The sequence below is a fragment of the Cellvibrio sp. GW822-FHT04B05 genome, assembly GCF_058800985.1.
On sequence record NZ_JBXAMU010000005.1, the window covers coordinates 302,425 to 325,429 of the forward strand.

22 protein-coding genes are annotated in these 23,005 nt (G+C 48.5%); 6 read left to right on the forward strand and 16 right to left on the reverse strand.

Translation table 11 applies throughout. The annotated features are described in order from the left end of the window. Positions 1 to 16: 16 nt before the first annotated feature. Positions 17 to 2,683, reverse strand: coding sequence for a DNA gyrase subunit A (gene gyrA / locus AC1RJL_RS17055; RefSeq protein WP_492916209.1), 2,667 nt, complete (start codon positions 2,681 to 2,683; stop codon positions 17 to 19). A gap of 397 nt (positions 2,684 to 3,080) precedes the next feature. Between gyrA and AC1RJL_RS17060 the strand changes: the two genes are divergently transcribed. The 4 genes from AC1RJL_RS17060 to AC1RJL_RS17075 are packed head-to-tail and all read left to right on the forward strand — an operon-like array spanning position 3,081 to position 6,612. Next, a complete protein-coding gene (locus AC1RJL_RS17060; protein ID WP_492916212.1) occupies positions 3,081 to 4,418 on the forward strand; it encodes a TRZ/ATZ family hydrolase in 1,338 nt (445 codons plus the stop codon). A gap of 21 nt (positions 4,419 to 4,439) precedes the next feature. After that, positions 4,440 to 5,144 carry a bifunctional 2-polyprenyl-6-hydroxyphenol methylase/3-demethylubiquinol 3-O-methyltransferase UbiG gene (ubiG, locus tag AC1RJL_RS17065; protein WP_492916214.1) on the forward strand — a complete coding sequence of 235 codons (705 nt, stop codon included), beginning with the start codon at positions 4,440 to 4,442 and terminating at the stop codon, positions 5,142 to 5,144. Further along, on the forward strand, positions 5,144 to 5,812 hold the full coding sequence (locus AC1RJL_RS17070; RefSeq protein ID WP_492916216.1) for an HAD family hydrolase: 669 nt from the start codon (positions 5,144 to 5,146) through the stop codon (positions 5,810 to 5,812). The genes ubiG and AC1RJL_RS17070 overlap by 1 nt, the downstream gene beginning before the upstream one ends. 47 nt (positions 5,813 to 5,859) lie before the next feature. Further along, the gene (locus AC1RJL_RS17075) at positions 5,860 to 6,612 is read left to right on the forward strand and encodes a YciK family oxidoreductase (RefSeq protein WP_492916217.1); all 753 of its coding nucleotides are present in this window, start codon (positions 5,860 to 5,862) and stop codon (positions 6,610 to 6,612) included. A gap of 66 nt (positions 6,613 to 6,678) precedes the next feature. Here the strand turns inward: AC1RJL_RS17075 and AC1RJL_RS17080 are convergent, their stop codons facing one another. The 15 genes from AC1RJL_RS17080 to flhA all read right to left on the reverse strand — a co-directional run bounded on the left by AC1RJL_RS17080 (position 6,679) and on the right by flhA (position 22,270). Then, positions 6,679 to 7,065 (reverse strand): DUF2802 domain-containing protein, encoded by a 387-nt coding sequence (locus AC1RJL_RS17080; protein ID WP_492916219.1) that lies wholly within the window; start codon positions 7,063 to 7,065, stop codon positions 6,679 to 6,681. Positions 7,066 to 7,127: 62 nt separating this feature from the next. Further along, positions 7,128 to 7,613, reverse strand: a complete 486-nt coding sequence (locus AC1RJL_RS17085) for a chemotaxis protein CheW (RefSeq protein ID WP_039913855.1) — start codon at positions 7,611 to 7,613, stop codon at positions 7,128 to 7,130. A gap of 147 nt (positions 7,614 to 7,760) precedes the next feature. Next, the gene (locus tag AC1RJL_RS17090; protein WP_492916221.1) at positions 7,761 to 8,774 is read right to left on the reverse strand and encodes a chemotaxis protein CheW; all 1,014 of its coding nucleotides are present in this window, start codon (positions 8,772 to 8,774) and stop codon (positions 7,761 to 7,763) included. After that, on the reverse strand, positions 8,771 to 9,607 hold the full coding sequence (locus AC1RJL_RS17095; RefSeq protein WP_492916223.1) for a ParA family protein: 837 nt from the start codon (positions 9,605 to 9,607) through the stop codon (positions 8,771 to 8,773). The genes AC1RJL_RS17090 and AC1RJL_RS17095 overlap by 4 nt, the downstream gene beginning before the upstream one ends. A 363-nt stretch (positions 9,608 to 9,970) precedes the next feature. Beyond that, positions 9,971 to 10,852, reverse strand: a complete 882-nt coding sequence (motD, locus tag AC1RJL_RS17100) for a flagellar motor protein MotD (protein WP_492916225.1) — start codon at positions 10,850 to 10,852, stop codon at positions 9,971 to 9,973. A 49-nt stretch (positions 10,853 to 10,901) separates the two neighbouring features. Then, complete coding sequence (locus AC1RJL_RS17105) at positions 10,902 to 11,648, reverse strand: flagellar motor protein (protein WP_492916227.1); 747 nt, start codon at positions 11,646 to 11,648, stop codon at positions 10,902 to 10,904. After that, positions 11,648 to 12,787 carry a protein-glutamate methylesterase/protein-glutamine glutaminase gene (locus tag AC1RJL_RS17110; protein WP_492916229.1) on the reverse strand — a complete coding sequence of 380 codons (1,140 nt, stop codon included), beginning with the start codon at positions 12,785 to 12,787 and terminating at the stop codon, positions 11,648 to 11,650. The genes AC1RJL_RS17105 and AC1RJL_RS17110 overlap by 1 nt, the downstream gene beginning before the upstream one ends. Positions 12,788 to 12,873: 86 nt before the next feature. Continuing rightward, a complete protein-coding gene (locus AC1RJL_RS17115; RefSeq protein ID WP_492916231.1) occupies positions 12,874 to 15,162 on the reverse strand; it encodes a chemotaxis protein CheA in 2,289 nt (762 codons plus the stop codon). Between the two features lie 43 nt (positions 15,163 to 15,205). After that, positions 15,206 to 16,009: a protein phosphatase CheZ gene (locus AC1RJL_RS17120; RefSeq protein WP_492916233.1), complete on the reverse strand. Its 804-nt coding sequence runs from the start codon at positions 16,007 to 16,009 to the stop codon at positions 15,206 to 15,208. Positions 16,010 to 16,044: 35 nt separating this feature from the next. Further along, positions 16,045 to 16,428 (reverse strand): chemotaxis response regulator CheY, encoded by a 384-nt coding sequence (gene cheY, locus AC1RJL_RS17125; protein ID WP_039914554.1) that lies wholly within the window; start codon positions 16,426 to 16,428, stop codon positions 16,045 to 16,047. 199 nt (positions 16,429 to 16,627) lie between these two features. Beyond that, positions 16,628 to 17,371 carry an RNA polymerase sigma factor FliA gene (locus AC1RJL_RS17130; protein WP_492916235.1) on the reverse strand — a complete coding sequence of 248 codons (744 nt, stop codon included), beginning with the start codon at positions 17,369 to 17,371 and terminating at the stop codon, positions 16,628 to 16,630. Then, complete coding sequence (locus AC1RJL_RS17135) at positions 17,337 to 17,477, reverse strand: hypothetical protein (protein WP_492916237.1); 141 nt, start codon at positions 17,475 to 17,477, stop codon at positions 17,337 to 17,339. The genes AC1RJL_RS17130 and AC1RJL_RS17135 overlap by 35 nt, the downstream gene beginning before the upstream one ends. After that, positions 17,467 to 18,291 carry a MinD/ParA family protein gene (locus AC1RJL_RS17140; RefSeq protein WP_492916239.1) on the reverse strand — a complete coding sequence of 275 codons (825 nt, stop codon included), beginning with the start codon at positions 18,289 to 18,291 and terminating at the stop codon, positions 17,467 to 17,469. Before AC1RJL_RS17140 ends, AC1RJL_RS17135 begins: the two co-directional genes overlap by 11 nt. A 172-nt stretch (positions 18,292 to 18,463) precedes the next feature. Then, positions 18,464 to 19,996, reverse strand: coding sequence for a flagellar biosynthesis GTPase FlhF (flhF, locus tag AC1RJL_RS17145; RefSeq protein WP_492916241.1), 1,533 nt, complete (start codon positions 19,994 to 19,996; stop codon positions 18,464 to 18,466). A gap of 48 nt (positions 19,997 to 20,044) precedes the next feature. Continuing rightward, positions 20,045 to 22,270, reverse strand: a complete 2,226-nt coding sequence (gene flhA / locus AC1RJL_RS17150; RefSeq protein ID WP_492916243.1) for a flagellar biosynthesis protein FlhA — start codon at positions 22,268 to 22,270, stop codon at positions 20,045 to 20,047. A 168-nt stretch (positions 22,271 to 22,438) separates the two neighbouring features. Between flhA and AC1RJL_RS17155 the strand changes: the two genes are divergently transcribed. Together AC1RJL_RS17155 and AC1RJL_RS17160 are read left to right on the forward strand one after the other, a co-directional pair. Then, positions 22,439 to 22,684, forward strand: a complete 246-nt coding sequence (locus AC1RJL_RS17155) for a type II toxin-antitoxin system CcdA family antitoxin (protein ID WP_492916245.1) — start codon at positions 22,439 to 22,441, stop codon at positions 22,682 to 22,684. Further along, a complete protein-coding gene (locus tag AC1RJL_RS17160) occupies positions 22,684 to 22,998 on the forward strand; it encodes a CcdB family protein (RefSeq protein ID WP_492916247.1) in 315 nt (104 codons plus the stop codon). The genes AC1RJL_RS17155 and AC1RJL_RS17160 overlap by 1 nt, the downstream gene beginning before the upstream one ends. Positions 22,999 to 23,005: the final 7 nt, after the last annotated feature.

Here is a 23,005-nt window from a genome sequence, read left to right on the forward strand (position 1 = left end):
GTGCTTACTCAATTACTTATTCATCGCTTGCTTCATCTGCAGCGTCATCGACAATATCGTCCGCCACATCATCGGCGACTACATCATCTTCAAGCGCTTCTTCGCCTTCGGCCGCTTCAGCATGCGCCAATTCACGCTTGGCATTTTCTTCAACATTTTCTTCAATGCGCTCCAAGCCCTGCATGCGCTCGCCTTCTTTCAACTTAATCAGGCGCACACCTTGCGTATTACGGCTTAGCACGGAGACTTCATCGACACGGGTGCGAACCATTGTGCCTTGATCAGAGATCAACATGATTTCTTCGCCATCAAATACCTGGACGGCACCGACCAATTGGCCGTTACGTTCAGTTGTTTGCATACCAATAACGCCTTGAGAGCCACGCCCTTTAGCCGGGAAATCGCCAACCTCAGTGCGCTTGCCGTAGCCATTTTCACTGACCGTGAGTACTTGACCATTTTCCATCGGGATAACCATACCGACTACGCGCTGACCTTCGGCCAAACGGATACCGCGTACGCCACGTGAAGTACGGCCCATTGCGCGAACTTGCGATTCACGGAATCGTGCTGCCTTACCGGAGCTTGAAAACAGAATTACATCGCATGAACCATTGGTGATAGCAGTGCCTACCAGAGTATCGCCTTCGTCCAGTTCAATCGCACGTAAACCAACACTGCGTTGACGGGAGAATTGCGTGAGCGCAGTTTTTTTCACAGTACCGTTAGCGGTGGTCATGAAAATAAATTTGTCATCGTCGTATGATTTCACTGGCAGGATCGACGTAATGCGCTCACCTTCTTCCAATGATGGCAACAAATTGATTACTGGTCGGCCGCGTGATTGACGCCCTGCAACAGGAATCATATAAACCTTCAACCAATACACTTTACCGGCGTTGGTAAATAACAACACAGTATCGTGGGTGCTGGCGATCAATAAATGCTGGACATAATCTTCGTCTTTCACTGCTGTTGCAGATTTGCCCATACCGCCGCGACGTTGCGCCTGGTAATCATCAAGGGGCTGGCTCTTCGCATAACCGCCGTGAGAAATAGTCACTACGCGATCTTCAACGTTGATTAAATCTTCGTTGGTCAGATCCATACTTGAAGCAACAATTTCAGTGCGACGTTTATCGCCGTAGTCGTTGATAACTTGCGTCAATTCTTCGCGGATAACTTCCATCAAACGCACAGCATTGCCGAGAATTTCAAGGAATTCAGCAATCTGGATGAGTTTTTCATCGTATTCAGCAAGTAGTTTGTCGTGCTCCATACCGGTCAAGCGATGCAGACGCAACTCAAGGATTGCTTGTGCTTGCGCAGCCGACAGATAGTAGTGACCATCGCGCATGCCGAACTCAGCGCCCAAATCTTCCGGGCGGCAGGCATCTTCACCTGCACGCTCAAGGTAAGGTGCCATTTCAGCGGCATTCCAACCGCGCCCCATTAAACTATCTTTTGCCTCGGCAGGAGACGCAGAGTTTTTGATGAGCGCAATGACTTCATCGATATTGGAAATCGCAACTGCCAAACCTTCCAATAAATGACCGCGTTCACGCGCTTTGCGTAACAAATAAACAGTTCGACGTGTGACAACTTCACGGCGATGCTTAACAAAAGCTTCAAGCAATTGTTTAAGGTTGAGAATTTTGGGCTGGCCATCATCAAGCGCGACAATGTTAACGCCGAAGGTGGTTTGCAATTGGGTTTGCGAAAAAAGATTGTTCAGCAATACATCGCCGGATTCGTTGCGCTTAACTTCAATAACGATACGCATTCCGTCTTTATCAGACTCATCGCGCAGTTCGCTAATGCCTTCGATTTTCTTTTCTTTTACCAGCTCGGCGATACGTTCAATCAAACGCGCCTTGTTCAACTGATAAGGAATTTCATGAACGATGATTGTTTCGCGGCCAGTTTTTTCATCGCGCTCAATATCGGCCTTGGCGCGCACAATAATGCTGCCACGACCAGTACGATAAGCCTGCACAATACCTGCGCGGCCATTGATGATTGCACCGGTAGGGAAATCTGGCCCAGGAATAAACTCCATCAACTCTTCGATAGTAATATCCGGGTTGCTGATCAATTCAAGACAGCCCTGCACTACTTCTTTTAAGTTGTGCGGCGGAATATTGGTCGCCATACCTACGGCGATGCCGGAGGAACCATTGACCAGCAGGTTGGGAATACGGGTTGGCATAACTGCCGGAATTTGTTCGGTGCCATCGTAGTTTGGTACGAAGTCGACCGTTTCTTTATCCAAATCCGCCAGCAAATCGTGGGCGATTTTCGCCATGCGGATTTCGGTATAACGCATTGCCGCTGCGCGGTCGCCGTCTACCGAACCGAAGTTACCTTGGCCATCTACTAACATGTAGCGCAGAGAGAAAGGTTGCGCCATACGGACGATAGTGTCGTATACCGCTGTATCACCGTGCGGGTGATATTTACCGATTACATCACCCACCACACGGGCAGATTTTTTATAAGGCTTATTCCAATCGTTGTTAAGTTCGCTCATCGCAAACAGCACGCGACGATGCACGGGCTTCAAACCATCGCGCACATCGGGTAAGGCGCGGCCTACGATTACGCTCATTGCGTAATCAAGATAGGATTGTTTGAGTTCGTCTTCGATACTTACTGGTGATATTTCTTTGGCGAATTCGACCATGGGAATACAGCTTTCCTTTCTTATTTAAAGCTACGGGCTTATAAAGCTATGGCTTATTAAAGCATTGGTTTTGGTGACTGCGATTACAAGCGATTAGACTTAGAGCGCCTGTTTTGCGCACCAATCAAATAGAGGCAAAAACCGCTACCCTACTACTTGCCAGACAAGACGCTGGCTAAAAATGCATCTAACGCTTAATTCAGGGGCGCGATGGTAGCATAAAATCTATTGGATAGGCAGTTGGCTGTTCCGTATCGCCATGAAAATACAGTCAAATTTGCCAATAAAAGCAAAACATCAGAAGCGAGAGGCGAGCTTGTAAATCCGCCATGGCCGATCCGGGGCTTTGCAGTATACTGGGCGTCCCTTTTTGCGCCCGATGCAGCTTGTTACGCCTATGTCGACGACCACAATTGAGCAACATTCAATCGATTTAATCATTAAAGCCCGCTGGATTATCCCTGTCGTACCCGAAAATCGCGTACTTGAAGACTGCGCAGTGGCAATCGATAAAGGCCGAATTATCGCACTGGTGCCCAACGATGAGGCAGCACGCCGTTTTACTGCCACCGAGACAATCAACCTCGATAATCACGCGCTTATCCCCGGGCTGGTCAATGCGCATGGACATGCCGCCATGTCGTTGCTGCGTGGCTATGCCGACGATCAGCCGCTGCACACATGGCTCAATGATCACATTTGGCCGACTGAAAACCGTTGGGTGGGCGAGGAATTTGTACGCGACGGTACCCAGCTCGCCATGGCAGAAATGATTAAGACCGGCACTACCTGCTTTGCGGATATGTATTTCTATCCCGAGCAAGCCGCCCGGGTTTGCCTTGATGCAAAAATGCGCAGCCAGGTCAGCTTCCCTATTTTTGATTTCGCCACCTCCTGGGGCGTGGGAGCTGATGACTATTTTAATAAAGGACTTGCACTGCATGACAGCTTGCGCGCTACCGACCTGGTGAGCATCGCGTTTGGCCCTCATGCTCCCTATACGGTATCGGATGGTCCGCTGCAAAAGATTGCCGTTCTCGCGCAAGAAATGGATATGCCGGTGCAGATCCACCTTCACGAAACAGCATACGAAGTGGAAGAGTCGATCAAACAATACGGCAAACGCCCAACCCAGCGCTTGATGGAATTAGGCTTGTTATCGCCGCTCACTCAATGTGTCCACATGACGCAAATTACCGATACAGATATAGCGCTATTACAACAAACCGGTGCGCACGTGATCCATTGCCCGGAATCAAATTTGAAGTTAGCGAGTGGCTTTTGCCCGATCGATAAATTGATGAAAGCGGGAATTAATGTTGCACTCGGCACCGATGGAGCGGCAAGCAACAATGATCTTGATTTATTCAGCGAATTAAAAACAGCTGCACTGCTTGCGAAAGCCGTTGCTGGCGATGCCGCAGCACTTGATGCGCACACCGCGCTACGCATGGCAACACTCAATGGCGCCAAGGCGTTGGGAATGGATGAAAAAATCGGCAGCCTTGAGGCAGGAAAATTAGCCGACCTTGTTGCGATCGACTTGAGTGGTGTGGGAACCCAGCCACTCTACAACCCGGCATCGCAACTGGTTTACACCCACTCAGGTCAAGGTGTATCCCATGTGTGGGTGCAAGGTAAAGCCCTCCTGCTAAACCGCCAACTGCAAACCCTTGATGAGCGTGAAATTTTAGGTAAAGCCAATTGGTGGCGGAAACAAATAGCTACTCACTAAATTTACGAAATGGAAAATATTATGGCCAATGTTGATACCGCGGAAATTGCAAAATTTGAAGCGCTCGCCAGCCGCTGGTGGGACAAAAATAGCGAATTCAAACCGCTGCATGATATTAATCCCCTGCGCGCCAATTTTATTGATGAGCGCTCACCAGTCGCACAGAAAAAACTCATCGATGTTGGCTGCGGCGGCGGCATACTGGCAGAGTCACTTGCACAGCGAGGCGCGATAGTAACCGGCATCGACATGGGCGAAGCACCACTCTCGGTTGCGCGCTTGCATGCACTTGAAAGCGGCGTTGAATTAACTTATGAACAAATTACTGCTGAAGAAAAAGCCACGCAAATGCCGAGCGAGTTCGACATAGTTACCTGCATGGAAATGTTGGAGCATGTCCCTGATCCATCCTCAGTCGTACGCGCTTGTGCGCAACTGGTTAAAGAGGGTGGCGACGTATATTTCTCTACCATTAACCGTAACCCAAAAGCCTATGCCTTTGCGATTTTAGGAGCGGAATATGTTTTGAAGCTGCTTCCGAAAGGTACGCATGACTACAGCAAATTTATTCGCCCATCTGAATTGGCGAAATGGCTGCGTACAGCTGGTTTGGAGTTGCAATCGATTAGCGGCATGACCTACAACCCGCTCACCAAACATTATAAGCTCGACCCTCATGACGTCAGCGTTAATTATCTTTTGCATGCAAAAAAAGTGAGCGACTAATGGCAAAACCTATCCGTGCAGTAATGTTTGACCTTGACGGAACCTTGCTGGATACCGCGCCCGATTTTATCGTTGTAGTTAACCAATTGCTTAGCGAACAACAACGCCCAACACTTGCGCCGGATGTTATCCGGACAAGCGTATCGAATGGTTCAAAAGCGCTGATTAAACTGGCGTTCGGAATCGAAGAAACCAATGAGCGATTTGAACCTTTGCGTCATCGCTTACTGGAATTGTACCTAGCCCATATCGCTGTTTTTACGGCACCATTTCCCGGCATTAATTCGCTGCTCGACAAGTTGGCTGACAACAATATTGCCTGGGGAATAGCCACAAACAAACCGGCAACCTATACATTGCCACTTATGGCCGCGCTGGATATGCAACCTGCCCCGCTCAGTATTATTTGCCCTGACCATGTCGCACGCAGCAAGCCTGATCCGGAGTCGTTATTTCTTGCAAGCAAACAATTGGGTTGCACGCCGGATGAAATTATTTATATCGGTGATCATAAGCGCGACATCGACTGCGGCAAAGGCGCCGGCAGCATTACTATCGCCGCTGCCTACGGCTATGTAGACAAAGATGAAAATCCGGCTAGCTGGAATGCAGATTACTGCGTAAACCATGTTGATGAAATCTGGCCCATTGTTGAAAAGTATTTGTAACCCGTCGGATTTTCCCTTAACCCCGACCATTAATTGAAGACGTAGCTATGCAAATTCCAAATGACTACAGCATTAAGACTGATGCTTTACGCGGTAAAATTATCATCGTTACCGGCGCTGGCGCTGGCATTGGTAAAACTGCAGCAAAAACGTTTGCCGCCTGCGGCGCAACAGTCATTCTATGTGGCCGCACCATGAGCAAATTAGAAGAAGTGTACGATGAGATTGAAGCAGCAGGTCATCCACAACCGGCAATCTATCCAATCAACTTTGAAAGCGCGGTAGAGAAAGATTACGACGATATGTGCAATGCTCTGGAAGATACGTTCGGTCGCGTTGATGGCATTCTATTTAATGCCGCCGATCTGGGCGAACGTACACCAATAAGTAATTATTCTGTTGGTGCCTGGTTGCGCTGTATGCAAGTTAATGTGCACGCACCTTTTATGATGACGCAGGCATTGCTACCGCTGTTAGAGCGCTCCGAAAATGCGAGTATTCTTTTTACCAGTTCAAGTGTGGCATTTAAAGGTCGTGCTTTCTGGGGCGCTTATGCTGCATCCAAAGCAGCAACTGAAAATTTTATGCAAACACTGCACGACGAACTCGAAGGCGCAACACGTATCCGCGCCAATAGCATCAACCCGGGTGCAACACGAACTGCCATGCGTGCTTCTGCCTACCCTGCAGAAGATCCTGAAACGGTAAAAGCACCCGAAGCACTGATGCCTTCGTATGTGTATTTATTAAGTGATGATTCAATCGGTATTAGCGGACAGGCATTTCATTATCAGCAATAATTCGCACAACATTCACACAATAAAAAGGAGATCAATTGATCTCCTTTTTTATTCAAAAGTTAAAATTTAACGGCTGCTTTTTTGCATCATCTCCAACAACGAGGCTTCTGCGCGTGACAAACCACAACGCCGCGCCACTTCATCACAATCCATTCCCATCTTGAACATTTGAGCGGCCTGCGAATAAGGTTGAAACTCATCATCGTTGTAGTAATCAATTTTTTCCGGCTGTTTGGTGGCACTGGCTTGCAACCGTTTTTCCATCGCTAATAACCGCTGCCCCATACCGACAGAACCGCTACTGGATGCGGCCACTTCACGCATTAATTTCTGGATCAGTTTTTCATTCTCAGCCGCCTGCCTCCGCACGCGCTGCAAACTGATGGCGGCAACCACCAATGCCAGCACACTCACTGCTGCACAAACTGCTAAACCTATCTCCAATAATGTCATGAATATTTCTCTGCGCCTGATTCCATCATTTGCGACAAGCCTACCTTGGGTTGCCTGACGAATCAAACATCTTCCAGTTCGGACCATTCTTCGCTGGTCAACAACTTATTCAAATCAATCAGGATCAGCAACTCATTGTTTTTATGGCAAACGCCCTGAATGAACTTGGCGCTTTCTTCATTGCCCACATTCGGGGCCATTTCGATTTCCGATTGACGCAAGTAAACCACTTCGGCAACGCTATCTACCAAAATACCGATGACGTGGCGATCGGTCTCGATAATTACGATTCGGGTATTGTCAGTAATTTCACCGCTGGACAAATTAAAACGGTGGCGGGTATCAATTACCGTCACCACATTGCCGCGCAGGTTGATAATCCCCAATACGTAAGATGGTGCACCTGGCACCGGCGCTATCTCGGAATAGCGCAGCACTTCCTGCACTTGCATTACATTGATGCCGTAGGTTTCACCGTCAAGGCGAAAGGTCACCCATTGCAATACCGGGTCATCAGTACTTTTATTTTTTGCTACGTCTGTTGCCATCGTCTAATTCCTCTGAAGCCGCCCCGATAAGCGGCAAATCACATAAATGTCGTTATAACTATAGCCGAGGACTTTTCCTATGCCACTTTTGTTTGATTGCCAGGATTAGCCGGAAAGAATCGGGCAAATAGCACGGTTTAAGCAGGCTTACCCGCGCATAAAGTTTTTGTCTGCTTCAATCAGCATTTGGCCAATTCGCGGGATATCCAGCAATGCGCACATATGCTCTTTTACTGTGCCGGCAAGCCAGGGGCGCTTACTGCGATCACCGCGCCATTTAACGTCGTCGGGCTGCAATGTGATAGGTTGATTAACCGAATCTACGGCCAGGCCCCAAGGTACGCCGTTAATGGAAACTACATATCTAGCTGTCTGCAGGAAGGACTCATTGTAGCGTTCCGGCATGACAAACTTGGCGGTATTCACAGTGCGGATTTTACCGGCCGGTGTTGGTTGCAACCCCATAAACCAATCAGCTTGGCCAAAGAGCGGGGTCAATTCATCGGTAAGCGGCTGAATTTGCCCTAAAGATATCAACGGCACGGCAAGAGTAAGGCCTGACACTTTGAACAGAAGCACATCAAAACGTGATTGCGCCCATTGGGGAAGCCCATTTTCCAACCACTCCAAGCCATCAATCTGATAAGGCGAGGGCTGGGTTGTAGCCTCAACTTGAATCTCCTCAATTACCTCGGGCGGCACAACCTCAACCACCGGTGTCTCGATCACCCAATCCTGGATTTCTTGGGGATCGCCAACAAACGCCGTTTTTACTTCTACCGCAATTTCCGTCTCTACCGGAGTTTCAACCAATAATTGGGGTCGTACAGATTGCAGGAGTTTTTCAAGTTTGAGTTTTTGCTCAAGGGTTTGTACCGGTTCAGGCTCGACAAAAGCGGCAACAGGCCTGGACCCTGATTTGGGTTTCGGCTCAGCGCGTAAAGTCGTCTTTTTAGGCTGCTCTTCAAGATTCTTTTTGGTCGGCAAGGAAACAACGCGCGCACCACCACCAGAACCGACAGCAAGAGACATTGGACGTTCGTCTATTGTCGCGAAAACATGATCAAGCAAATCTTCACCGCCCAGCAAATCATCAAAGTAATTGCTCAGGCTATCATCTGGCGGTCTAATTCCATCGCCGCTGTCTTTGCGTTTACTCACAACACCACTCCGGATTTACTGGCAACAGCCATTGGAGCAACATCCGTTTTTAATTCATCGTTACGAATCGCCTTTTCCAACCAATACCAAAGCGATAAATAAGCCTCTGCACCACGACTGGCTGGATCAAATATATGTGGCGGCACTCCGGCTTTGCTTGCATCGCGAAAACGCGTGTCAATCGGAATATGACCGGGCCATGCCTGCTCCGGGTAAGTATTGCGGATAGTGCGCAAGCTCGTCACGGATGCCTGGGTGCGTCGGTCAAACATCACCGGAACAATCGTATAAGCCAAGGCCTTCTTGCGTGAACGCGACATCATTTTCAGCGTGTTTACCATGCGCTCCAAACCTTTGAGCGCGAGAAATTCAGTCTGCACCGGAATTACCAAATATTGGCAAGCGGCCAATGCGTTAACCATTAATACACCGAGCAAGGGTGGTGTATCGATTAAGACGTAATCATAGTCATCAATAAGATGCGTAAGCGCCCTGTTCAAAACCAATCCCATTCCATCTTGCCCTATAGCTTGGCGTTCAAGCGTGGCCAATGCCGTGGTGGATGGAAGCACATGAAGGTTGGGATAATCAGTTTCAATAATTAAACGCCGGATCGAATCGCGCGAAAGCTCTTTGCGCTCCTGGAACAAGGTATAACTGCTGAGGGTTTGGGTGTCAGGATCCTGACGGAAGTAGGTCGATAGGGAACCATGGGGGTCGATATCCAGCAATAGCACACGCTTCCCGGAATCGGCAATTAACCCTCCAAGGGAGACGCTAGTGGTAGTTTTACCTACCCCACCTTTCTGGTTTGCTATTGCGATAACGCGCACATTGAGTCCTCGCTGGCGTCAAACACCAGACATTTTTGCCATTAACACAACCAAAGCAAGCTCTATGCCCATTCGAGCAAGCGTTAGGGATTATCACCTTTATACTTTGCTGGTTATTGGCGCATTTATCAACACTGAAAATTGTGTAGACTTTTAAACATCACGACAATTCGGCAAAGCCGCTTGGTTTTTGATCAGTTGGAAGGTAATTATTACCCAGTCCAAGGGAACTTCAAGCTATCGGCATTTTTTGACTAAAATTTAGCGGAGAGAAAAGGAAATCCGGAAACAGAATATGAATGATATGTAATGGTTCTGCCCAAGTTCTTTGTCACGCGGAATTTGATCATCGCAACAAGCAGATTAGTTTATACCCGAGGAAACAGGCGCAGGTGGGGAGAGAGTTGAAGGCGGTGCAACATTAACCTTGGGTCGATCCATTTTGCGCTTGGCAATCATGATCGCGACGCGGCGATTCTGCGCCCTACCCTGATCAGTATCGTTCGCGGCAACCGGCTGATATTCACCATAACCCACTGCGGATAAACGTTCGGGAGCCACACCTTTACTGGCAAGATATTTTACGATTGCACTGGCACGCGCTGTCGATAATTCCCAGTTGGTAGGATATTTCACGCTCTTGATCGGGATATTGTCGGTAAAGCCTTCGACCTGAACAGGATTGGAGTAATTTTTTAGAATACCTGCAATTTCATCAAATATTTTTTGCGCTTGATCACTGGTATCAGCGCTGCCAGATGAAAACAAAATACTGTCCTTTAATTCGATCTGTAACCAGAGTTCATTGCTGGATACCTGAATCATCTGATCATTAATTAATTGGGTAAATTTTTCGGTGACTAAATCAGAAATCTGCGTTAACTCATCGCTGGTTTTAACCGGTTCCTCTTGTTCAGGAACAGGAAAAACAGTGTTGGTAGAGTTGTCAGTGGGTTCCGACATCTGCCCGGCTTGCGTCGCCGTTGTTTTAACCGTATCAATAGGTGCAATGACCTCACTTGATGGTGAGGGATTATCCTGCGGTTTAACACTGGTTTGCGTATTGGCAGGCTGATTAAACGCCTCGATAAACGTATCAGACAGCACACGGTACTTACTGTCATTTACTTGGGAGATGGAATACATCACGACGAAAAATGCGAACAATAGCGTGATGAAGTCGGCATAAGAAATTAGCCAACGCTCGTGATTGACGTGAATATCTTCTCGTCTGCGACGCACCATAAAAAAACACTACTTTATTGACTACCGGCAATAAAAATATTTACCCCCATCAATGTGGATGCAGGTAACCGTTTAACTTCATTTCAATCGAGCGTGGGTTTTCACCGTCGGCGATTGCGATAATACCCTCGATAATCAGCTCACGATATTGCGAATTCTCGTTCACGCACATGCGCAACTTATTGGAAATTGGGATGAACACTAAATTCGCCAAGGCCACACCGTAGATAGTTGCAACAAACGCAATCGCAATCCCGGGGCCAAGTGTAGCCGGATCAGCAAGGTTATTCATTACGTGAATCAATCCCATTACTGCACCAATAATGCCGATAGTCGGTGCATAACCACCCATCGATTCGTAAAATTTTATCGCATCAAAATCGCGCTGCTCATCCACGATTAAATCTGTTTCCATGATGCGGCGAATGACTTCAGGCTCGTTGCCATCCACCAACAACTGCAAACCTTTTTTGGCGAATTTATCTTTTTCACGTTCGGATATTGCTTCGAGACCTAACAAGCCATCTTTACGCGCTGCTGCAGCCCAACGCACAATATTGGCAACACCTTGTTTAAACGGCACATAGGGTGGTTTGAAAACCCAGCTGATAATTCTTAGCGCGCGACGCAAACTATTTTTTGAAGTTTGCAACACTGCAGCACCCAAAGTACCGCCAACCACAATTACTGCAGCAGAACCGTTAAGCAACGTGCCTATGCCGCCGCCCTCTAAAAAATTACCACCAATGATTGCAGCAAACGCGATAATAACGCCGATGATGCTAAGAACATCCATTACATTACCTCTCGCACCAAACGCGGCCCAATCTCTTTCAAGCTGAGCACCTTGTCAGTCAAGCCGGCGCGCGCTACTGCCATGGGCATACCGTAAATAACACAACTGGCTTCATCTTGTGACCACAATGAGGAGCCTGCATCTTTTAATAATCTTGCGCCGTTGCAACCATCCGATCCCATTCCGGTTAACACTATACCTAACACTTTATCAGCATAAGTATTTGCCGCTGAACCAAAGGTGATATCCAAAGAAGGTTTGTAATTCACCCGTTCATCATCTGGCAGGATTCGCACTGAACCGCCATTGCGTTTATCCAGCATAAGTTGTTTACCGCCCGGAGCAAGCAATGCCAAACCGGGCTGCAGTTGATCACCGTCTACCGCTTCACGAACGCGAATATTACACTGCTTATTCAAACGCTCCGCAAACGCCTTGGTAAAATTTTCCGGCATGTGTTGAACCAACACGATGGGCAATGGAAAGTTGGCAGGCAAGGTAATAAGTACTTCTGCGAGCGCTACCGGTCCACCGGTTGATGCTCCAATCACTAATAGCCTGGGTTGCTTTTTTAACCGGTAATTATCCGGACCTGCTGCTTTTGCGGAGTCATTTTGCGGCGAATGTGCAGGCGCACGCATTGGTTGAGGCGCAGCGGGAGAAACAGGTGCACGCAAACTGGAGGGAGCAGACAATGACGTAGGTTTTGAATCAGCAATTGGAGCTGCATTTATGCGTGCAGAAACGCCTGCCAAGGTGATTAAACGCTCATGCAATTTCTTTTTGAGTGCTTCCGAACTGCGCGATACTTCGGCAAAATCTTTGGGAATAAAATCAAGCGCACCGGCAGCGAGTGCATCCAGAGTAACCTTCGCACCTTCATAGGTGAGCGAAGAAAACATCAGGATGGGCACCTTGCGGTTCGCCATAATCAGTTTAATGGCAGTTACACCGTCCATCACCGGCATTTCAAAATCCATGGTGATGATATCGGGCTTTAATTCTTCTGCTTTTTCTACCGCTTCGCGGCCATTGCTGGCGATGCCAATTACTTTCAAATCCGGATGCTCATTAATAATATCTTTCAGGCGATGCTGAAAGAAATTTGAATCATCAACTACTAATACCCGGACAGGCATCTAACTTACTCCGCAGCCGCAACTGCTCTGGAAAAATGTATTGAATAATATTGAAAGCATGCATAGCGCCAACAACCTGCTGACAACTAATTGTGCCCCCAACTGGTCGATCCTTTTGCGTAGCGACGTAATAAACTGGGAATATCCAAAATCAATGCAATGGTGCCGTCACCAGTGATGGTTGCACCCGCCATACCGGGAGTACCTTGCAACATTTTGCCAAGCGGCTTGATAACAACTTCTTCCTGGCCAATTAATTGATCAACTACAAAGCCAACGCGACGAGTGCCGACAGTGACAATTACCACGTGGGCATTGTCAGGTCGCTCACCAAATGAATTTTTTACCAGCCAGTCTTTCATGTAGAACAATGGGATTGCCTGATCGCGAATAGCGACGCAGTCCTGACCGTCAACGATATGGCTCTTACGCAGATCCATATGGAATATTTCATTAACACTGACCAACGGAAACGCAAACGTTTGTTGTCCGAGCATAAACATCAAGGTCGGCATAATCGCCAATGTCAGTGGCACTTTGATAATAAAACGCGTGCCTTTACCCAGCTCGGATTTAATTTCCACTGTGCCGTTAAGTTGGGTGATTTTTGTTTTCACCACATCCATTCCGACACCGCGGCCTGACACATCGGAAATTTCTTTTTTGGTGGAAAAACCCGGCGCAAAAATTAAATTGTATGCTTCGGTATCCGACAAGCGATTAGCCGTATCTTCATCAAAAAGGCCTTTCTCAACAGCGATATTACGCAAGCGGACTGGGTCCATACCTGCACCATCGTCGCTAATCGACAACAGGATATGATCGCCCTCTTGCTCTGCAGAAAGTACTACCTGACCAATACGCGGCTTACCTGCTGCTTCACGGATCTCCGGAAACTCAATACCGTGATCGACGGAGTTGCGCACCAAATGCACTAGCGGATCCGCTAATGCCTCGACCAGGTTTTTATCGAGATCGGTTTCTTCACCAACCAATTCCAGATTGATTTCTTTGCGCAGGCTACGCGCCAAATCGCGCACCACCCGCGGGAAGCGACCAAATACTTTTTTGATCGGCTGCATGCGGGTTTTCATCACCGATGTTTGCAAATCGGCAGTCACCACATCGAGATTTGCAACCGCTTTTACTAAGGCTTCGTTGGCAGAATTATTTCCCAGCCGCACCAGGCGATTGCGTACCAATACCAGCTCGCCGACCATGTTCATAATGTCATCGAGACGCTGGGTATCTACACGAACAGTTGTTTCAACTTGCGGCGCATCTTTTTCATTGGCAGGTGATGGTGCCGCAACGGGCGCTGCCACTGGCTTAGCAGGTTCAACCTTTTTAGCCGCAACCGGCGCAGGTTTTGCGGCAGCAGCAGGTTTCACTACAGGCGCCGCTTTCGCGACAGGTGCAGCAACGGGGGGAGCAGATGTTGCACCTACGCCGGGACCTTTGCCCTTGCCATGCAACTGATCAAGCAGCGCGTCAAATTCATCGTCACTGATAAGTTCGCCACCGGAACCGGCAGCAATGGGTGGTGGTGCAACGGGCGCAACAGATGCTGCTTGAACAGCGCTTGGTCCAGGTGCTTTACCTTTGCCATGCAATTGATCAAGCAATGCTTCAAATTCATCTTCTGTAATTTCATCGCTACTGGATGTAGACGCAACAACGGGGGCAGGCGCAGTCACCGCAGCAGCTAAACCCGGCGCTCCACCTTTACCATGCAATTGATCGAGTAGTGCATCAAATTCATCTTCCGTTATTTCATCGCCACCACCGGAAGTTGGAACGTTGGATGAGCTTGCTACGGAAACAGTAGGCGCAGCACTGGTTGCTGCTGGTTGACCGGCAATGGCATCCAATAATTGCTCAAATTCTTCATCGGTAATATCACCACTTGGGGCATCCACCGCGTCTTGTACAACAGCATTATCAGCCTCTGCAATTTCTGCCGCATTTTCGGCTTCATTAAGATCATCGCAAGAAACAAGGCGCTCCAATGCAGCAATCAGTGAATGATCTACCGGAGGCAACTCTTCGCGCTGGGAAACTAATTCAAATTGTTCATTTACCAAATCCAGCGCTTGTAAAACGACATCCATTAGTTCAGAGGTAACGGCACGCTTACCATTGCGTAAAATATCAAATAGATTTTCAGTCAAATGACAGCATTCAACCATAGGGGTTAATGCCAGGAACCCTGCGCCACCTTTTACAGTGTGAAAGCCACGAAAGATTGCATTAAGCAGATCTTTATCTTCAGGGCGCTGCTCCAGATCAACCAATTGCTGGCTGAGGCGCTCCAGGATTTCTCCCGCCTCTACCAGGAAATCCTGGAGAATATCCTCGTCATCACCAAAACTCATTCAACGATCCTCACCTGACCCGCAAACCTGGAAACTTAATAATTTAAAATCCGAGACTCGATAACAAATCATCGACATCATCTTGTCCGGAAACTACATCTGCCCGCTCTTTATTAATTTGTGGTCCCTCGGCTTCGGTCTTACGTTTTTGCATTATTTCCATATCGTGCTCGACTGTTTCGGCATTATTTGAAAGGCCGGCAATCTCTTCAACCTGACCTGCGATACGTACAAGGCTTACCAGGTCTTTTTCAACATCGTTGATTAAACCAATCACGCGTTTTAATACTTGACCAGTCAGATCCTGAAAGCCTTGTTCCAAGACAATATCTTGCAAGTTTTTATTAAGCTGCTCTGTACCTGTCACCATTTGGCTGAGAAAACCATCCATACGCTCGTAAAGTTGGCGGAATTCATCGGGGCCCATTTCGCGGCGTTTTAGGCGTGCCCACTCATTGCGTAAACTGTTGGCTTCCTGTCCGAGGTTCATTGCAATGGGCGCAGCTTCATCGACTACGTCCATAGTTTTTTCGGCCGCTTTTTGCGTGAGTTCGATGACATAATTCAGACGATTGGATGCATCATGAATATCTGAATTGGCAATCTTCGGTGGTTCTTTCGTTAAATCTGCATCGACATTGAAATTGACAATGGCATTATGCAATCCACGGGTTAATCGTCCCACTGATTGAAAGATATGCCGATCACGCGCCTGGGTGATAGTGTGAATTAACACCGATGCTTCTTCGAATTCATTGCTTTGCAATTTTTCTGTGAGCAACTTGGCGCACACTTTCAATTCGATAACAAATTCGTCATTGAAGGATGTTTGGAGTTCAGATGCCATGACAACGCCTTATTTATTATTTGATCGAGCTAACATTAACCGACGCGATCAAAAATTTTCTCGATTTTTTCCTTGAGTGCTTGTGCGGTAAATGGTTTAACAACATAACCATTAACACCGGCTTGCGCTGCCTCAATAATCTGGTCGCGCTTGGCTTCCGCCGTCACCATTAATACGGGGAGCGTGCGCAACTTTTCATCGGCACGTACCGCTTTTAGTAAATCAATACCGGTCATACCGGGCATATTCCAATCCGTTACCAGAAATTGGAAATCACCGCTTTTCAGCATTGGTAATGCAGTCACACCATCATCTGCTTCGTGGGTATTGGAAAAACCCAAATCCCGCAGCAAATTTTTAATAATCCGACGCATTGTTGAAAAGTCGTCAACAATCAGGATTTTCATATTCTTATCCAACGCAACCTCCACTCACCCTGATGGGATTTTCATTTACTCATAGTCTAGTAGGAGTTGAAGCTTCGGCCAGTTCCGGCGCAGAAATCTTCAACTTTTAATTCGAATCATAGCCCAAATTGCTGATAACGCTGGGTATTCGGCCAAATATCAATCATCGAAAAAGACTTTTCGCCTGATTCGTTTGCTATTTAAACAGTGATTATGCGGATTGCCAATCGGACAGCTTGTTGCGCAAGCGCGCCGCTGCCTGGCTATGGATCTGGCTTACGCGGGATTCGCTTACGCCAAGCACCATGCCGATCTCTTTCAGGTTTAATTCCTGATCATAATAGAGGGCTAGCACCATCCGCTCGCGTTCCGGTAGGAGCGCTATTGCATCTACCAGTGCTTTTTTAAGGCTGTCGCGCTGGATGCCTTCGAGGGGACTGACAAAAGCGCTGCTGTGTTCTGATGCATCTATATTGCTATCTTCTTCGCCGAAGGTTTCTTCGTAACTGAATAATCGGCTGCCGTTAGAGTCCTGCAACATGACATAGTACTCATCAAGGTCAACACCCAACTCTGCAGCAACTTCTACATCGCTGGCATCTCGACCAGTGCGGGCTTCAACCGCTGCCACCGCTTGCGATACACGGCGGGCGTTGCGATGCACCGAGCGAGGTACCCAATCGCCCCTGCGCATTTCATCGACAATTGCACCGCGGATGCGAATACCTGCATAGGTTTCAAAACTGGCACCACGGGAGGCATCGTATTTTTGGGAGGCTTCGATAAGGCCGATCATGCCGGCCTGAATAAGATCGTCTACCTGCACGCTCGCAGGCATACGCATCATCATGTGATAGGCGATACGCTTGACCAAAGGTGCGTAGTCTTCGATTTTGATCTGCGCATCAAGTAAGGTTTTTTTATCGTACATGGCTAAACCATTGACTGCGGCCATCGAGCACCTTCTGTTCAGCAACAACAGGATGTATCACCGTTAATTCGGTAATACGCCCTTTTACATCCATACTTTTTTCGGCATAGGGCGGTAAGCTAACGCGCATTCGCTGCCTGCAATAAACGCTCTACAAAAAATTCCAGACGACCCGTCGGTGAATTGGGCAAAGGCCACTTATCCACTGCTTGGGCTAATGCGCGAATTGCCACCGCCGCTTTGGAGGTAGGCGCAAACTCAAGCAGCGCTTTTTGTTTTTGCACTGATTTACGCACATTTTCATCAAATGGAATTTGACCGACAAACTGCAAGGTCACATCCAGGAAGCGCTCGCAGACCGTATTTAATTTGTTAAACATATTGATCCCTTCCTGCGGTGTGCGCGTCATATTTGCGACCACGCGGAAGCGCTGCATACCGTACTCTTTATTGAGCAATTTGATCAGCGCGTAGGAATCGGTAATAGAAGATGGTTCATCGCACACCACGATAATGACTTCATTGGCGGCGCGCACAAAACTGACAACGGTATCGGAAATGCCGGCAGCGGTATCGATAACAAGAATATCGACCTGATCGGAAAGATCATTGAACGCATTGATCAGGCCGGCGTGTTCCGCCGAACTCAACTCTGCCATACGCTGAACGCCGGAGGACGCAGGGACAATTTTCATACCGGCAGGACCAGTGACCAAAACATCCGTCAAACTGTGCGTGCCTGCCAATACATCGGCCAAGGTGTGCGTTGCGCGGATACCGAGAAGTACATCGACATTGGCTAATCCAAGATCGGCGTCCAATAACACCACGCGACGGCGCAATTCTGCCAAGGCAATGCTGAGATTGACGGAAATGTTGCTCTTACCTACCCCGCCCTTGCCGCCGGATACCGCGATCACTTGTACGGGTCGCATTTGGCTCATCTACACATAACTCCAAACCTTGTTCTTCGAGTTGTGCGCCTGAGAGTCGCAATTTTGCGCTCAACCTAGCCAGGGCACACCAATGGTGAACTGAGTATAGATAGGGATTGGTGATTCATCCGACTAATTTCAGTTTCACCGGCAAATTTCCGTGGTTATAACTGTTTACTGCTTAAGAAACCGCCGTCGCCGGATTAGCTTTAAGCAAGGCGACCGCTTTTGATACCAAATGATGCGCGCGCGCCACCTCCAAATTCCTGGGGATGTCCTGACCGTCAGTGGTATAGGCAATCGGCAAACGATTTTGCATCACTACGCCTAACGCCTCACCGATGCTCGCGGTCTCATCCAGTTTAGTCAGTACGCAACCTTGTAAACGCGCGGCACCATAAGCGTGGATCGATGCTTTCAACATTTGCGCCTGGCTGTTGCACGACATCACCAAACAGGTTTTCACTTGTGGTTGATCCGCCAATGCTTTGAGCTGTGCTTTTAAATGCGGATCGCCATGACGGAAACCGGCGGTATCAATCAATACCAACGAGCAATGACGCAAGCTGCGCAATACGCTATCGAGTGGATTCGCTTCGTCAACAACACGAACCGGTACGCGCAAGATACGTGCGAGTGAGCGCAGTTGGTCATGGGCTGCAATCCGATAAGTATCAGTAGTAATCAGCGCCACTTTATCGGCGCCGTGTTGCAATACATAACGTGCAGCCAATTTGCCGATGGTGGTGGTTTTGCCCACACCGGTTGGACCGACAAATGCAAATACGCCACCTTCATCAACGATGTCGCGGCCACTAATCGGTAGCTGGTGCGCAAGATTTGCCAGCGCATCCGGCCATGCATCACTCAAGGTTTTGGTTTTGCTGCACGAGCCAATAACCTTGGCAATCACATCCTTCGGCAAGTTCAATCGCTCAAGGCGACGCGCGACACTGGCTAAAATAGGTGAATCAATCGGTGCCGATTGCTGGCCGGTAAGGCGATCCAATTGTTGCTCAAGCAAGAAGCGCATATCGGCGATTTCCGCTTGCAAGTCATTTAATTGCGAAGCGTGATCAGATGTTTCAGGGATTGCGGCAAACGATTGTTTCGCCTGCGCCTCTTGCTGGAGTGCCTCTTTGAATGAAACTGCGTTGGTTGCCGCAGGTGCTGTATCAACCAACGGATATTTGTCAGCGGCACTCATACCCTTTATCGGCTTTTGCGCAGCAGCAGATGTGTGACGCGGAATACCGGCATTCACAACGGTATTTTTTCCCACTAAAAATTCTTTGGCAGATTCTTCCGCCTTACGCGATGCAATCATGCGTAAGCGCGCCTTTTCAATATCGTCTGCCAATTGCGCACCGGTTTTACCAGCATTGGGGTGGCCGGCATTCTGGTGGCCGGCATTCCGGTGGCTCGTGGCGACTTGGCTAATGACGGGCGCTATTTTGCGCGGCTGGTTGTTGCCCAATGCGCGTGGAGAGATATCGCCATCGCTCAGCAGCGGCTCGCTCGCCGCAAAAGTTGACTCAGCAAACGGACGGTTTTGCAGTTGCTTCAATTCCAAATCCGAACCCATGGTTGTCAGCAACTCCACCCCTTCGGGGATGCGGTTGCTGGAGAGAATAATTGCATCTGGCCCCAATTCCTGGCGAACCAATTCCAACGCACGACGCATATCAGCTGCTACGAAACGTTTGACTTGCATACTCAACTCCTGCCCTGGCGGGCGACCATATCAAAGTGAATTAATCAGTTACTTTTTGTCAGCACCAACGCTCGCGTCGATACTGATTTGTTTGTTATCCGGTATTTCGTTGTAAGCCAGCACGCGCATATCGGGAACGCTGTGACGTACAAAGCGCGACAGCATTGGCCTGAGTGGCGCAGCGACTAACAATACCAACGGCTTACCGGACAACTCTTGTTTCTGCGCTGCGCTAATCAGTGATTGCTGCAAGCGATCTGCAAGCCCAGGTTCAATAAACGCACTGTCATCAGCGCCAGCTTTTTGTGCCTGTTGAACGGTATTTAGCAACAACTGTTCCAAACTCGGCTCAAGCGTGACAACAGGCAGGTTTCGCTCGTTTCCAATGATGTTTTGAACAATTTGACGACTCAATGCTACCCGCGCTAATGCTGTAAGAGCGGCGGGATCTTGACTCTTTATGCCTGCTCCCGCCAAGGCTTCGGCGATGGAGCGGATATCGCGAATAGGTACACGTTCACGCAACAAGTTCTGCAACACCTTGAGCAACACATTGATACTGATGGTATTAGGCACTAATTCATCAACCAATTTCGGCGATGTCTTGGCCAACATATCCAGCAGCTTTTGCACATCTTCATGACCAAGTAGCTCAAAGGTGTGTTGTTGCAAAATTTGATTGAGATGAGTCGCCACCACAGTGCTCGGATCGACAACGGTGTACCCCAAAGTCTGAGCTTGCTCGCGCTGATTAGGGCTGATCCAGATTGCATCCAGGCCAAACGCTGGATCTTTGGTTTTAATACCGTCGAGAGTGCCGAAAACCTGCCCCGGGTTGATTGCCAATTCGCGGTCCGGATATACATCTGCTTCGGCCATGGACACACCCATCAGACTCAAGCGGTAGCCAGTGGGGTTAAGATCCAGATTGTCGCGAATGTGAACTGATGGAATTAAAAAGCCCATCTCCTGCGATAGCTTTTTGCGCACCCCTTTTATACGACCAAGCAATTCCCCACCCTGGTTTTTATCTACCATAGGGATCAGGCGATAGCCAACTTCCAGGCCGATCACATCGACAGGTTGTACATCATCCCAACCTAATTCCGGTGATTCAGCTGCACCCGGCGGAAGTGCCGGAGCTGAACGCTGCGGCGCGAGATTTGCGCCACTGCCGCCACTACCCGATGACGGCGAATCAGCCGCCACGCGTGTACCTGCAGGAATAAAGGAGTTGTCTTCCACCACGGCGGGTTGGTGCTTACGCCAATGGATGTAGTAAGCAAGCCCCGCACACAACAGCCCCAGCCCCATAAAGGCGATATGCGGCATACCGGGCACAGAGCCCATAATAATCAACATGATAGCGGCAACTGCTAATGCTTTAGGTGAAGTAAACATCTGGCTAACAACAAGCTTACCCATATCTTCCGAGCTGTTCACACGGGTGACCAAAATGGCCGCAGCGACTGACAACAGTAAACCGGGAATCTGGGCAACAAGGCCATCACCAATGGTGAGAATGGTGTACTTTTCGAAAGCGTCACCAAACTCCAGGTCATGCTGCATCATCCCGATCGCCAGACCACCAAAAATATTGATGAACATAATCATGATGCCCGCGACCGCATCGCCACGCACAAACTTGCTCGCACCGTCCATCGCACCGTAGAAGTCAGCTTCGGATGACACTTCCTGACGACGGGTACGCGCTTGATCCTGGTCGATCAAACCGGCATTCAAATCGGCATCAATCGCCATTTGTTTGCCGGGCATCGCATCCAGGGTGAAACGCGCGCTTACCTCAGAAATACGCCCAGCACCCTTGGTCACCACCACGAAGTTAATGATCATCAAAATGATGAACACAACAATACCGACCGCCAGATTACCGCCGATCACCACATGGCCGAAGGCCTCGATTACCTTACCGGCAGCATCGCCACCGTTATGACCTTCCAATAGCACCACACGGGTCGACGCCACGTTCAAACCGAGGCGCAGCAAGGTTGCAATCAACAAGATCGTCGGGAAAGCTGCGAAGTCCAATGGCCGCATGGCATAAATAGACACCAGCAATACCACCAGCGAAAGCGCGATATTGAAGGTAAAGAAAACGTCCAACAGCAACGGAGGGATTGGCAAAATGATCATTGCCAACAGCATCATGAGTAGGAGTGGAATACCCAGATTCCCGCGCCACAATCCCTTAAGGGAGCCTAATGCAGCCCGGTTATTAACGCTGTTGAACTGGTTGAATGTAGGTAATGCCATAAGTACGGATTCTTGACGGTGGAGGCCAGTTTTCGGGGTTATCGCAAGAAGCGTACCGATTTATTGCTCACTTACATCAAGTCGAAAAAATAGATTATTGTTTGACCAAAAACAAAAATGCGCATAGTGTATGCGCATATGAACCAAGCATCGTTATAGGCACCTGATATGAATAGTATTTATGACCCCAGCGCGCCCAAAAAACCCACTAATCTCAGTATTAACAGTGAGTTACTGCGCAAAGCTAAAGAATTTGAAATCAACCTGTCTGCCACACTTGAACTGGCATTGGTAGAAAAAGTAAAGCAGCGCCAGCAGGAACTTTGGCTTTCAGCCAATAAAAGCGCCATTGATGAATACAACACCTATACCGAACAAAATGGCAATTTCAGCGACACACTGCGGAGTTTCTAATGAGCCAATTCCGCGTCTATAAAAACCCCGGCGCCAGCAGCGAGCACATCCCTTATTTGCTTGATGTTCAGGATGAGTTACTGACGGGACTGGAAACACGCATGGTTATTCCTTTGATTAGGGAATCCAGTTTCAAAGGTAGTGGGATATCGACTCTTACGCCCAAAGTGGAAATCAACGGCGAAGCCTTATTTTTGCTGACTCCACAAATGGCAGGTGTCAGTAAACGACTTTTGATGGAAGAGGTTTATAACCTGCGTGATTTTCGCTATGAAATCCTGGCGGCAATCAATTTACTGATTGTCGGATTTTGACGGGATA

What these genes read in the sequence shown, in the direction of transcription:
- gyrA (WP_492916209.1), bottom strand. Translation starts at nt 2,683, where the DNA reads ATGGTCGAATTCGCCAAAGAAATATCACCAGTAAGTATCGAAGACGAA.
- AC1RJL_RS17060 (WP_492916212.1), top strand. Translation starts at nt 3,081, where the DNA reads ATGTCGACGACCACAATTGAGCAACATTCAATCGATTTAATCATTAAA.
- ubiG (WP_492916214.1), top strand. Translation starts at nt 4,440, where the DNA reads ATGGCCAATGTTGATACCGCGGAAATTGCAAAATTTGAAGCGCTCGCC.
- AC1RJL_RS17070 (WP_492916216.1), top strand. Translation starts at nt 5,144, where the DNA reads ATGGCAAAACCTATCCGTGCAGTAATGTTTGACCTTGACGGAACCTTG.
- AC1RJL_RS17075 (WP_492916217.1), top strand. Translation starts at nt 5,860, where the DNA reads ATGCAAATTCCAAATGACTACAGCATTAAGACTGATGCTTTACGCGGT.
- AC1RJL_RS17080 (WP_492916219.1), bottom strand. Translation starts at nt 7,065, where the DNA reads ATGACATTATTGGAGATAGGTTTAGCAGTTTGTGCAGCAGTGAGTGTG.
- AC1RJL_RS17085 (WP_039913855.1), bottom strand. Translation starts at nt 7,613, where the DNA reads ATGGCAACAGACGTAGCAAAAAATAAAAGTACTGATGACCCGGTATTG.
- motD (WP_492916225.1), bottom strand. Translation starts at nt 10,852, where the DNA reads ATGGTGCGTCGCAGACGAGAAGATATTCACGTCAATCACGAGCGTTGG.
- AC1RJL_RS17105 (WP_492916227.1), bottom strand. Translation starts at nt 11,648, where the DNA reads ATGGATGTTCTTAGCATCATCGGCGTTATTATCGCGTTTGCTGCAATC.
- AC1RJL_RS17110 (WP_492916229.1), bottom strand. Translation starts at nt 12,787, where the DNA reads ATGCCTGTCCGGGTATTAGTAGTTGATGATTCAAATTTCTTTCAGCAT.
- AC1RJL_RS17115 (WP_492916231.1), bottom strand. Translation starts at nt 15,162, where the DNA reads ATGAGTTTTGGTGATGACGAGGATATTCTCCAGGATTTCCTGGTAGAG.
- AC1RJL_RS17120 (WP_492916233.1), bottom strand. Translation starts at nt 16,009, where the DNA reads ATGGCATCTGAACTCCAAACATCCTTCAATGACGAATTTGTTATCGAA.
- AC1RJL_RS17130 (WP_492916235.1), bottom strand. Translation starts at nt 17,371, where the DNA reads ATGGCCGCAGTCAATGGTTTAGCCATGTACGATAAAAAAACCTTACTT.
- AC1RJL_RS17135 (WP_492916237.1), bottom strand. Translation starts at nt 17,477, where the DNA reads ATGCGCGTTAGCTTACCGCCCTATGCCGAAAAAAGTATGGATGTAAAA.
- AC1RJL_RS17140 (WP_492916239.1), bottom strand. Translation starts at nt 18,291, where the DNA reads ATGAGCCAAATGCGACCCGTACAAGTGATCGCGGTATCCGGCGGCAAG.
- flhF (WP_492916241.1), bottom strand. Translation starts at nt 19,996, where the DNA reads ATGCAAGTCAAACGTTTCGTAGCAGCTGATATGCGTCGTGCGTTGGAA.
- flhA (WP_492916243.1), bottom strand. Translation starts at nt 22,270, where the DNA reads ATGGCATTACCTACATTCAACCAGTTCAACAGCGTTAATAACCGGGCT.
- AC1RJL_RS17155 (WP_492916245.1), top strand. Translation starts at nt 22,439, where the DNA reads ATGAATAGTATTTATGACCCCAGCGCGCCCAAAAAACCCACTAATCTC.
- AC1RJL_RS17160 (WP_492916247.1), top strand. Translation starts at nt 22,684, where the DNA reads ATGAGCCAATTCCGCGTCTATAAAAACCCCGGCGCCAGCAGCGAGCAC.